Annotated in this window: 8 protein-coding genes and 3 tRNA genes; 4 read left to right on the top strand and 7 right to left on the bottom strand. The window is 32.4% G+C overall.

The genetic code is table 11. From position 1 onward, the window contains the following. Positions 1–41: 41 nt before the first annotated feature. On the bottom strand, positions 42–1,874 hold the full coding sequence (locus CFPG_RS01105; protein WP_012573222.1) for a 2-oxoacid:acceptor oxidoreductase subunit alpha: 1,833 nt from the start codon (positions 1,872–1,874) through the stop codon (positions 42–44). Between the two features lie 27 nt (positions 1,875–1,901). Continuing rightward, positions 1,902–2,414 carry a shikimate kinase gene (locus CFPG_RS01110; RefSeq protein WP_012573223.1) on the bottom strand — a complete coding sequence of 171 codons (513 nt, stop codon included), beginning with the start codon at positions 2,412–2,414 and terminating at the stop codon, positions 1,902–1,904. Between the two features lie 226 nt (positions 2,415–2,640). Between CFPG_RS01110 and CFPG_RS01115 the strand changes: the two genes are divergently transcribed. Continuing rightward, positions 2,641–3,456 (top strand): SDR family oxidoreductase, encoded by an 816-nt coding sequence (locus CFPG_RS01115; protein WP_012573224.1) that lies wholly within the window; start codon positions 2,641–2,643, stop codon positions 3,454–3,456. A 197-nt stretch (positions 3,457–3,653) separates the two neighbouring features. Then, a tRNA-Gln gene (locus CFPG_RS01120) sits at positions 3,654–3,724 on the top strand. A gap of 415 nt (positions 3,725–4,139) precedes the next feature. Here the strand turns inward: CFPG_RS01120 and CFPG_RS01125 are convergent. The 5 genes from CFPG_RS01125 to CFPG_RS01145 all read right to left on the bottom strand — a co-directional run bounded on the left by CFPG_RS01125 (position 4,140) and on the right by CFPG_RS01145 (position 9,091). Beyond that, the gene (locus tag CFPG_RS01125; protein ID WP_012573225.1) at positions 4,140–4,658 is read right to left on the bottom strand and encodes a DUF5063 domain-containing protein; all 519 of its coding nucleotides are present in this window, start codon (positions 4,656–4,658) and stop codon (positions 4,140–4,142) included. A gap of 759 nt (positions 4,659–5,417) precedes the next feature. Beyond that, complete coding sequence (locus CFPG_RS01130) at positions 5,418–6,068, bottom strand: DedA family protein (protein WP_012573226.1); 651 nt, start codon at positions 6,066–6,068, stop codon at positions 5,418–5,420. Positions 6,069–6,075: 7 nt separating this feature from the next. Then, the gene (gene rnr / locus CFPG_RS01135) at positions 6,076–7,836 is read right to left on the bottom strand and encodes a ribonuclease R (protein WP_012573227.1); all 1,761 of its coding nucleotides are present in this window, start codon (positions 7,834–7,836) and stop codon (positions 6,076–6,078) included. A 182-nt stretch (positions 7,837–8,018) separates the two neighbouring features. Then, positions 8,019–8,091 (bottom strand) — tRNA-Phe (locus CFPG_RS01140). Between the two features lie 924 nt (positions 8,092–9,015). Further along, a tRNA-Pro gene (locus CFPG_RS01145) sits at positions 9,016–9,091 on the bottom strand. Between the two features lie 80 nt (positions 9,092–9,171). On the opposite strand from CFPG_RS01145, the gene CFPG_RS01150 reads away from it, so the two are divergent. Both CFPG_RS01150 and CFPG_RS01155 read left to right on the top strand, forming a co-directional pair. Then, positions 9,172–10,698 (top strand): Do family serine endopeptidase, encoded by a 1,527-nt coding sequence (locus CFPG_RS01150; protein WP_012573228.1) that lies wholly within the window; start codon positions 9,172–9,174, stop codon positions 10,696–10,698. 43 nt (positions 10,699–10,741) lie between these two features. Then, complete coding sequence (locus CFPG_RS01155; RefSeq protein ID WP_012573229.1) at positions 10,742–11,602, top strand: sigma-70 family RNA polymerase sigma factor; 861 nt, start codon at positions 10,742–10,744, stop codon at positions 11,600–11,602. Positions 11,603–12,000 lie beyond the last annotated feature (398 nt).

A 12,000-nucleotide genomic window follows, 5' to 3' on the forward strand; every position in this document is an offset into this window, starting at 1 on the left:
TGACACGATAAAGTCACAAACTTTATTGAACTATTTCTTTGCTAGAATAACTGGCTTATCTCCTCTACTAAACGATTAGTATTGAGAGGCTGTCCATCCACCTGATTATATTGATATGGTTGGATACCATTTATTTTAGAACGTAAGTAACCAGCTAATTGTCCTGAATTTTGTTCAACGACCAATACTTTTTTATATTTTTTTAAAATCTCTCTTGTATTGATAGGAAAAGGACAAATAAATTTGAAATGCGCAAAGGCAATTTTTCTCCCGGAATTACGAACCTTTGTGACTGCTTCTAATAGATGCCCATAAGTTCCTCCCCATCCTACGACCAATACCTCCGCATCGATATCCCCTATTACTTCTTGTAATGGAAGATTTTGAGCAATTTTATCTATTTTTGAATAACGGATCTTCACCATTTTTTGATGATTGGCAGCATCAGTTGAAATAATACCTGTATTGCTATCCTTTTCTAAACCACCGATGCGATGAGAAAAGCCTTCCATGCCAGGGATTGCCCAATAACGTACATCGTTCATTGAGTCGCGATGATATGGATGCCAATTCTTTTGTTCCTTACTTACATAAGGAGGTCGAATATTTGGATATTCAGCTAAATCAGGAATACGCCACGCACTGCTTCCATTAGCAATATAACCATCAGTTAGTAATATAACTGGAGTAAGATGTTCCAGGGCAAGTTTGCATGCCCAAAATGCTGCATCGAAACAGTCCGTTGGTGATAGTGCTGCCATAACTACAACAGGAGACTCACCATTACGCCCATATAACGCTTGCATTAAATCAGTCTGTTCACTTTTAGTAGGCAAGCCTGTAGAGGGTCCACCTCGTTGGACATCTATTACTACTAACGGTATTTCAGCCATCACTGCCAAACCAATAGCTTCACTCTTTAAAGCTAATCCCGGACCTGAAGTACTTGTCACTGCCAGATTTCCAGCAAAAGAGGCCCCGATAGCTGTACAAACAGCCGCAATTTCATCTTCGGTTTGCATTACTTTTACGTTTAACTCTTTTCGAGCAGCAAGTTCTTGCATAATATCTGTTGCCGGCGTAATTGGATATGAGCCTAAAAACAAAGGCAAACCAGATTTCTCCGATGCAGCAATTAACCCATAAGCAGTCGCTCGGTTTCCATTTATGTCAGTATAAAATCCTTTTTTATGATTAGTAGTTTCTATTCGATAGGTAGAAACTGAACTATGAACATTATACCCATAATTATATCCGGCTACCAGTACCCGTTTATTAACTTGCAATATAGAAGGTTTTTTCTTAAACTTTTCAGATAAAAATCTGTCAACAATTTCCAACGGACGATTGAACAACCAGCAAACTAATCCCAAAGCAAAAATGTTTCGACTCTTTATACATTGTTTATTGTCTGCAATACCAGACAAACAATCTTTGCACATTTGTAAAATAGGTGCGGCAATAACCTGTACTGAATTCAAACCTAATTCTTTAAAAGGGTCATTGCTGACAAATAAGGCTCGTTGCAAATCAACGGTTTGAAATGAGTTTTTATCTATGATAACTACTGAATTAGGGTAAATGGACTGCGCATTTACTTTTAATGCAGCAGGGTTCATTGCAATCAAGACATCGGCTTTATCACCAGGAGTATATACATCAACTCCTAATTGTATCTGGTAACCAGATACTCCGGAAAGACTTCCACGAGGAGCTCTTATCTCAGCTGGAAAATCAGGAAACGTAATGATTTCATTACCTAGATAGGCAGACAAATTGGAAAAAATTGTTCCTGCCAATTGCATACCATCCCCCGAGTCACCAGAAAATCGAATAACTACATTTTCTAATTCTTTAATTTTTATTTCATTCATATTCTCATATTCTCAAAAATATAGGTTTTATATTTTTGGCATTAAATTCTCTATAATATCATTCATCGTCATTTTTTTTATAAAAAAAACAATAGATGCCTGATTGTAAAATAATTCCCGTTTTACCAGATTGTTGATAACGAAGTATTTTATTTCCTCTGGACTTTTATCTTTGATGAGCGGACGAGCACATTTCATATTAATCAAACGTTCTGTCAGCAATTCTATTGTAGCTTTCAGATAAACAGTAGTACCTGAAGCATTCATTAATTCCATATTATGAAAAAAACAAGGAGTACCCCCTCCGGTCGAAATAACAATATTTTCCCATTTCTGAATAATTTCTTGTAAAATCTTTTGCTCTATTCTCCGGAATTTTTCTTCTCCTTCCCCTGCAAATATATCAGTTATTTCTTTTTTATAACGATTTTTTATGAAAAAATCCGTATCTATAAAAGATAGATTCAATTTTTCTGCCAAAATTTTACCAATAGTAGTTTTTCCAGCTCCCATGTAACCGATCAAGAATATTCGCCTCATCTTTCTTTAATTCGTGAAAAAACAAACATATAGATTTCTCGAAAAAAATCAATCCTTTTATCAAAAATTTAGGTAACAAAGAAAAGCAAATAATAGACAATACATTACTTATACATTCTTATGATATAAGAATTCAAATAAAAAATGATGAGTTAAATAATAAAGTTATTCTTAACTTCGCACGTGTAATTGTGCGTGTTATAATAACATATGTTTTTGAAAAAGCATGAAAAATATTTTTAGTGTAGAGGGGAAAGTTGCTGTTATTACAGGAGCTGGAGGAGTTTTAGGTGGAAGTATTACAAAGAGTTTGTCAGAAGCAGGGACAAAAATTGTAATGTTGGATATTCGTAAGGAAAATTTGGATTGTAAGGTTGCCGAATTGCAATCGTTTGATAAAGAAGCTATCGGATTTGTTTGTGATGTTTTAAGTGCAGAAAGTCTCCGCAAAACTGCTGCCAAAATTGTAAAAAAATGGGGAAAGATAGATATTTTGATTAACTGTGCTGGTGGAAATATTCCAGGGGCTACCCTTTCTTCTAGTCAGACAATTTTTGATATGAAAGTTGAAGACTGGGAGAGGGTCGTTGCGTTAAATCAGAACGGAACGGTTTATCCTTGTTTAATTTTTGGCAAAGTGATGTCTGAACAAAAGGAAGGGAGTATAATCAATATTTCTTCTATGGCAACTTACAATGCAATAACCCGTGTTCCTGGCTATTCAGTTGCTAAAACAGGGATTAATATCTTTACTCAATGGCTAGCCACTGAATTGGCTAGAAAATTTGGAGAGGGTATTCGAGTAAATGCTATTGCTCCAGGTTTTTTTATTGGAGATCAAAATCGTGCTGTATTGATTAATTCCGATGGGACCTTAACAGAAAGAAGTAAAAAAATATTAGCGAAAACTCCTATGGGACGTTTTGGTGATATTAGCGAATTGAATGGTGCTGTACAGTTTTTATGCTCACCGGCAGCAAGATTTATTACAGGAACTATTCTTCCAATTGATGGGGGATTTAGTGCTTTTAGTGGTGTTTGAAGTAATGCTACTTTTCATATATAAATTAATATACCCTATAATATTATAGTTCCCTTTAGCTCATTTTTTATCCCTTTTATGAGATTGTCTAATCTCTAGAGGGTGGAGATTCTTTAGTAGAGAGTGAGTCTTGATTTATAATTTTCTTAATTCACGATTAATGTTAATTAAATAAAGCGTAAAAGACCAATGAACTATGTCCTGTAGTGTAAGGGTAGCACACCAGATTCTGACTCTGATAGTATGGGTTCAAATCCTATCGGGACAGCTAACTATTTCCATTTAGAGTACAGATTCTCCTCTCAATGCCTTTAGTGAATTTTTTTCCGAAATGGATAAATCTTCCCAATCTTATAAATCGATCACTTCTTAAATTAGAGACTTATTATCTATATATTTTCGCTTACTAAAATTATCGGTGTAAATAACTAGTTAAATGGGCTATAATATTAGAATAAAAAAAGAAAAATCATTTTATTTTGTTATGTCCTTTTACCATGTCCCCCTTGATGTGTCCTGTCTAACATATAGACAGATAAAATCTTGTGGACTAAATTTTATTTTTGAGATTATACTTTGAAAATCATTTTAACTTGAAACAATCCTATTTTGTAAAAAAACAACAAACTGCTTCTGCTTAAGCAGAAGCAGAAAGGGGGACAAATTTCATCCAAGAATGTATTTTACTCCTCAATTCCCAATTTATATTTGATAAAATGCAAAGCTTTTAATGAATTGACTAAATGTTGTCCCCAATACTTTTTAAAGTTTTCTATACACAGTATCAAAGAGTCGTTCATTGTCTCTTTATGTCCATTTTTGAAAACAGCAATAAAATTCCCTAAATCTTGATAGATATCAGCCAAATCTTCTGATATTTTCGCATTAAAAGGAGGATCACCAGATTGAATATCTATATGAAAAGTTTCTAAATACCAATTGTCATTACCTAGCAATTTACTAATACCATTTTCTACCTGAGAATAAAAATTTTCGTCCACCTTATTTTTTAAATTTGATTCATAGTTTTCCTGAATTTCAGGAATAATAGATACTTTGAGATACAAAAGAGGCAAAACTTTTGTCATGTTATTAACAAAAGTTTTTTTATCAGCTTCTTTTGTCTTTTCTACAAGCATACAATATTCCAGGGCTATGCGAGCAAAATCTATCGTATATTTCGAATATATAATGTCTTGCATCTACTTAGAGTAAATTTTCTTTTGTTAATTAGATTTTTTTTCAAATGTACCTTCTTTTCGTTTATTTATTTTTATCTCACCTGCTATGAGAACCAAGTGAGTGTACAAAAATATTTTTGAAACTTATAGAGCGGTTTTAGGAACAAAAAATATACATCTATGCGAGATGTATATCTCTCACCTAATTGACAAACATACCAAGTAGATACAAAGTTTATGTAAAAACACTATGTGAATAAATGCCAATAGAATACATATTCAGGCACACAGTCAGGTATACAGGAGAATACCTATTTTTTACATATACATGCTTTGAAGACATCAAAAATGTTGGATACACATAAAGAATTAATGCTGAAACTACGTTTGGAAATCATTTAAATGATTAAACAACAATGAAAAACTACTCACACTTTTATTCCAGTGCTGCCCATTTCCATTTTGTAATATTACAATAACTCATCTAGTGGAAATACTCTATAATAATAATAATAATAGAGTATTTCCTGCTATTTATTTTTATTAATGGATATCTTTTAATTTTAGAAAAAGTAAGAGTGTGCATTACATATTACAAATAAATAGTAAAAAAAATAATTAGTAACATTACTACGTTAGTATTTTGGCAAATACAAACCCAACAATATGGACTAGAGCTGCCAACAAAAAAAAGTGAAATAGAGAATCCCCCCGCTGAAAGAAAATATTAATTAATATAGTAAAGTGAAAAAATTTTTGGATTTACTACTTACAAAATATTTATTCATTGTTTTGTTTATATTGTCTCAATGTTTCAATAAGTCCTAGCAACAATGATATGAAAACGAAAGCTATAGATAGGAAACTAAAATAATTTTTTATAAAATGCAATTGACTAAAAAAATAACCGATATATAGAAATAACATCGCCCAAAAAACGCCTCCTATTGTATTATAGATAAAAAAATGAGTATAATTCATTTGTCCCATCCCTGCTACAAAAGGAGCAAATGTTCTCACTATTGGCACAAAACGTGCAAGAACAATAGTTTTCCCTCCGTATTTTTCGTAAAAATCATGTGTTTTTTTTAGAAAACTTTGTCTAAAAAAAAGCGAATTAGGATTGCGAAAAAGTTTTTTACCAAAAAACTTTCCTACCAAATAATTACAAGTATCACCTAAAATGGATGCAATAGAGATCAACAATAGCATTACATGAACATTAAGACAGTTTGTCTCTTCAAAAGCCAGTGCACCTAGTGCAAACAATAAAGAATCTCCAGGCAGAAAAGGAATTACTACTAACCCTGTTTCACAGAAAACAATCAAAAATGAGATAATATATATCCAATATCCATATTGTTTAGTCCATTCTATCAAATGCTTGTTGATGTGGATAGTAAAATCAAAAAAACAGTTGAAAATATCCATTGTATATTCACTTCTTGAAAGATATAGGAGCAAAATCTAATTGACGTTTCTCCAAATTACTATGTATTACTCTTATTTGTAAAGGATCGCCTAAACAGTAAATATGTTTTTTTGTTTTACCTATCAATCTGTAAGTCTTTTCATCTAATTCGTAAAAATCATCATCCAAATAGCGCATTGGAATCAATCCCTCACATCCATTCCCTAATTCCACATACAATCCCCACTCTGTTACATTTGATATCACACCATCAAACGTATTTCCTACCTTGGTAGACATAAATTCTACCTGTTTAGCTTTAATAGAAGCTCTTTCAGCTTGAATAGCAATTGATTCTTGTTCAGAACAATGTTTGCAAAGCCTTTCTAAAGATTTTTTAGAAACCGAGTATTTCCTATTTAAATATTTTTCCAACAGTCGGTGAACTATCATATCAGGGTAACGACGAATAGGTGATGTAAAATGAGTATAATATTTGAATGCTAATCCGTAATGTCCAACATTTTCAGTTGTATAAATGGCCTTTTCCATCGTTCGAAGAGCAATAGTTTCGATTAAATTTTGTTCTCTTGTTCCTTGTACTTGCTTAAATAGAGAGCTAATATTTTTGGACGTTTCATTATTTATTCTCTTAATATTCAATTTATATCCAAAACTTCGAACTAGCTGTTTAAGATTTTTTATTTTTTCTATATCTGGCAAACCATGTACTCTATAAACAAATGGTTTCGCCCTTTTATTTTTAGGTACTTTCCCAACTATTTCAGCAATTGTTTTATTAGCCAATAGCATAAACTCTTCCACTAATTGATTCGCTTCGTTATTTTTTTTTAAATAAATATCTAAAGGATTCCCTTCTCTATCCAAATCGAATTGAATCTCTCTTTGGACAAAATCAATCGAACCATTTGAAAATCTCTTCTCTCGTAAGATTTTAGCTAGACAATTTAAAGTAAAAACAGAACTATTTAATGAGCAATCCTCATAATTTGTAGCAAAACTTCTTTCTATTATTTCTTGAGCTTCCTCATAAGTGAAACGATGATCGGAACGTATAATGGTTCGCCGAATACGGTAGTTGTGGATTTTAGCTTTCCCATCCATTTCGAAAATAACAGAAAAACACAGCTTATCCTCGTTCGGGCGCAACGAACAAACTTCATTGCATAGCGACTCTGGAAGCATTGGTATAACCTTATCTACCAAATATATGGAAGTCCCTCTTTTCAATGCCTCTTTATCTATACTGCTATCAGGCTTTATGTAGTGAGTTACATCAGCTATATGTACACCTATTTCATAAAAATTGTTGGATAGTTTTTTAATGGATAAAGCATCATCAAAATCTTTAGCATTTTGCGGATCAATTGTAAAAGTAAGTGTTTCTCGAAAATCTTCACGATTGCTGATCTCCGTTAGAGTAATATGATTCGGAATTTTTTGTGCTGCTTTTTCTGCTTCTTCGGGATATTTACATGGTAAATTGTATTCATCTTGAATAGATGGTATTGTGCTTTTAGTGTTCTTCAACTGATATTTACTTTTATCTATTTTAACTAAAATTTTTTTTTTGCAAAGTATTTCCAAAACGCGGACGATTATTAAGCTATTAGTTTGTGAAGTTGGATCAATCCTATAACTAATTTGTTGACAATCAAATATTTCTCTTGGGAAAGCTTTAAAAAGATTTAGTATTCTTTGAAAGATCTTTTCTTCTTTTAGTTGTTTGAAAAATTTTATTTGGCGCTTATATTTTTTTTTTATCATAAAATTTATTGGAAGAGTTTCATGAAATCCGACATATAGTTTTACTTTCTTTGATATTGTGTTATGACTAATCCTGTTCTCAACAAATTTTTATCTCCCTATATTTTTTATCTCATCAAATTGAAATAAAATAATGGCAAGAGAGCCCCCCCTTTTGCCATTTTAAAAAACGAATATTTAGGTGGTACCACCTAGAATCGAACTAGGGACACACGGATTTTCAGTCCGTTGCTCTACCAACTGAGCTATGGCACCTCCATCTTACAGTTATAAGTTATAAAGGTAGATATTCTCTCTCTATATACAAGTTTTAAGATATTTTCAAAAAATTACCAAATCCATTTAATCCCTTTGTTTGGATAAAGAGCGGGTTTGAACTCACTTGCTGTTATTTACAAACAGAAAAGAAAAGATTTGTTCGTTACGAACAAAGTCTCAAAAACTATAGATAGTAATAAAAAAATCACCTCTATAAAATAACTTTTTTATCCAAAACTTATTTTATCCATAGCTCCAATATTATTTTAGTGCTTTTGTACTTTGAGTCTGATAATCAGACTAAGACAGTCCATAAAATAGAATTTCGATGAAGATACGAAAACTAAAAAATGGATAGACAGATAGACCTCATCATACAGAGCGGATTTTACAAACCAAAGAACATATATGTGTATCACATATTGATATAAGGAATGGAAAAACTACTAAAAAGTATACAGATCTGTTGTAATAACAGCTTGTTCCCCATCCATTTACACATAATGAAACAGAAATCTCTGAACGATTAAGATCGTTTTGAAAACGAAAGATGATCTCGTAAAATTAATGAAATCGAAACACAGAAGCATTCTATACTATAAACATCCAAAGCAAGGATTGTTAATGTTAGGTTTATTTCTATGGATGAACACTGCAAAATATTGTTTCAATATTGAAACAATAATTAAATAATTCCCCTCGTCTATATGAAAACCTTCTGATTCTTAAGAATCAAGGATAATAGTGATTATTTCATAATCATTTTGTTTTATGACATAATTCAACTCCTGCTTTTTAAGCAACGAATTTACCCTTTTGAACCCCAAAGCTGTAATAATGTAAAAAATCGAAGACAGAAAAAAAATCACAAACCTTCTTACAAGAATCATTATTTATAATTATATTCGCTTACTTGCTAAGTCGGAGTGGGACGATTCGAACGTCCGACCACGCGTCCCCCAGACGCGTACTCTAAACCGGACTGAGCTACACCCCGATATTGTTAAGTGTAAGTTTTTTACAAAAAAAATATTTACGTTAAAAAATTAAAAAGCTATCAAATTAATTAGTAAAGTTATGAAAACAAATGGGAAAGTAATATTAGGTTTTATATTAATAAGTCTCATGAGTTCAGGCATAACAATTGGACTCTATTCTCATTTAAATAAGGACGAAGATAATATTTCTAAGTCAGTGGGATTTAATCAAAAAGGAGTTCATCCCGCAGGTTACAATGTGTCAGCAGAGAATTCAGACTTTACTTTAGCTGCCGAACAGAGTATAAATGCAGTAGTACATATCAAATCAACTACTAAGCCTGTCCAAAAAAATAATATCCAAGAATATTTTAATCCTTTTGAATACTTCTTTGGAGGACAAATTCCTCAATATAAAATACAACCTAAAGTAGTAGGTTTTGGTTCTGGCGTTATTATTTCCACCGACGGATATATTGTAACCAACAATCATGTAATAGATGAAGCATCTGAAATTGAAATAATCACCAACAATAATGAAACTTATAGAGCTAAAATAATAGGTAAAGATGAATCCACCGATATTGCCTTGTTGAAAATTGAGGGGAAAGATTTTCCTGTAATTCCTTTCGGGGATTCTGATGCTTTAAAAATAGGGGAATGGGTGCTAGCTGTAGGTAATCCTTTTAACTTGACAAGCACCGTGACTGCAGGAATTGTAAGTGCAAAAGGCCGAGGGAATATTTTTTCAGGATATACTTACCAACAAGACATTGCCCGCTCGCGGGATAAAATAGAATCATTTATCCAGACAGATGCTGCAGTAAACCCAGGGAATAGTGGGGGAGCGTTAGTAAATACAAAAGGTGAACTAGTTGGAATAAATACTGCCATTTACTCGGAAACTGGGAATTTTATCGGATACTCATTTGCTATACCTATCAACTTGGTAAAAAAGGTAATTTTCGATATCAAGAAATATGGTGTAGTACAAAGAGCTTTAATAGGAGTAAAGGTAGAAGAATTATCTACTTTAAAAGAAATAGACCCTGAAACTTATAACAAATTAAAAGTTCACGAAGGTGTTTACGTGGCAGAATTTACCTCTAATAGTTCTGCTAAAAAAGCAGGGATGCAAAAAGGAGATGTAATTACAGCAATTAATGGAACAAAGGTCAAAGACTACCATGAGTTAAGAGCAGAATTGAGCCGTTATAACCCTGGTAATATTATTGAAGTCCAAGTTTATAGAAATAAAGATATAAAAGTATGTAAAGTAGAATTAAAGAATGATCAAGGAACAACGTCTATTATTAAAGAAAAGGCCGTTACAGAAATTTTAGGAGCAACTTTTAAAGAATTATCCCCAGAACTAAAAAGAAAAATAGGTATTAATTACGGAGTGGAAATAAGCAAAGTTACAAATGGTAAACTAAAAGAAAACGGTATTAGAGAGGGATTTATTATTCTTACAGCCAACGATACGAAACTTACTTCTCCAGAAACTTTAATTAGAATTGTAGAATCGTTGCTAAAACAAGATCCAGATGAAAGAGGGCTTTATATCAAGGGATTCTATCCAAATGATAGAATAAGATTCTACGCTATTGATATGAATGTTCAATAGAAAATTTTATATCAACTATTTATTTCGTAATAAATTTTATTGAATGAGACAGCTAAAAATAACTAAGTCTATTACTAATCGCGAAAGTGCTTCTTTAGATAAGTTTCTTCAAGAAATTAGCCACGAAGAACTACTTAGTATAGAAAAAGAGATTGAATTGGCGCGACGCAGTCGATTAGGAGATCGTTCAGCTTTAGACAAGCTAGTACGTGCTAATCTTCGTTTTGTAGTATCTGTGGCTAAACAATATCAAAATCAAGGATTAAGTCTTCCTGACTTGATCAATGAAGGGAACCTGGGATTAATTAAAGCCGCTGAAAAATTTGACGAAACACGAGGATTCAAATTCATTTCATACGCTGTTTGGTGGATTAGGCAATCCATTCTACAAGCTTTAGCCGAACAATCAAGGATTGTACGATTACCTTTAAATCGTGTCGGTTCGTTGAATAAAATCTCCAAAGCTCTTTCTAAATTTGAACAAAAACATGAACGAAAGCCTTCTTCCGAAGAGTTAGCTCAAGAATTAGAACTTCCGGAAGACAAGGTATCAGAAACATTAAGGATATCCAATCGACATATTTCAATAGATGCTCCATTCGCAGATGGCGAAGAAAATAGTCTATTAGATGTACTTACTAATGACGATACTCCAGCTGCTTACCACGGATTAATACACGAATCACTTTCTCAAGAAATCAATAATGCTCTATTGATATTAAACGATAGAGAAAAAGAAATTATTAAGATGTCTTTCGGTATTGGACAGCAAGAAATGAATTTAGAAGAAATCGGCGATGCATTCAACTTAACACGAGAGCGTGTAAGACAAATTAAAGAAAAAGCAATTAAGAAATTAAAACAAAACAATAGAAATAATGGCTTAAAAAATTATTTGGGTTAAATACTCCAACTTCAAAAAATATCAACCAATCACAAATAAAGCTTATATCAATTTCCTTACCATCATTTGTAACCAGAAAATGCCTTCTCAACAGGTAAAATAAAAGACATATTGGAATATGCAACACGGATGCGTATTCCAATACGCGTATTCCGATAACAGTTTACTGGATCTTGAAACTCATAAAGTTACTTAATTTCCATTTACACTTATATACGCACCGATGCGTACCCAATTACAAAATACAAACAGTAATTAATTCTACCCGGACACAAACTCCCCTTTCCAGAAGGAAAGAGAATCTAAACCTTTATACGGTATTAGAACCCGCACTGAGATCAAAATACAATCCTTCTTTCCCACCCTTCCTTTTACTTGACTTGTAATAAAAAATCACT

It is taken from the genome of Candidatus Azobacteroides pseudotrichonymphae genomovar. CFP2 (genome assembly GCF_000010645.1).
Lineage (GTDB): Bacteria > Bacteroidota > Bacteroidia > Bacteroidales > Azobacteroidaceae > Azobacteroides > Azobacteroides pseudotrichonymphae.

What these genes read in the sequence shown, in the direction of transcription:
- CFPG_RS01115 (WP_012573224.1), top strand. Translation starts at nt 2,641, where the DNA reads ATGAAAAATATTTTTAGTGTAGAGGGGAAAGTTGCTGTTATTACAGGA.
- CFPG_RS01105 (WP_012573222.1), bottom strand. Translation starts at nt 1,874, where the DNA reads ATGAATGAAATAAAAATTAAAGAATTAGAAAATGTAGTTATTCGATTT.
- CFPG_RS01125 (WP_012573225.1), bottom strand. Translation starts at nt 4,658, where the DNA reads ATGCAAGACATTATATATTCGAAATATACGATAGATTTTGCTCGCATA.
- CFPG_RS01130 (WP_012573226.1), bottom strand. Translation starts at nt 6,068, where the DNA reads ATGGATATTTTCAACTGTTTTTTTGATTTTACTATCCACATCAACAAG.
- rnr (WP_012573227.1), bottom strand. Translation starts at nt 7,836, where the DNA reads ATGATAAAAAAAAAATATAAGCGCCAAATAAAATTTTTCAAACAACTA.
- CFPG_RS01110 (WP_012573223.1), bottom strand. Translation starts at nt 2,414, where the DNA reads ATGAGGCGAATATTCTTGATCGGTTACATGGGAGCTGGAAAAACTACT.
- CFPG_RS01155 (WP_012573229.1), top strand. Translation starts at nt 10,742, where the DNA reads ATGAGACAGCTAAAAATAACTAAGTCTATTACTAATCGCGAAAGTGCT.
- CFPG_RS01150 (WP_012573228.1), top strand. Translation starts at nt 9,172, where the DNA reads ATGAAAACAAATGGGAAAGTAATATTAGGTTTTATATTAATAAGTCTC.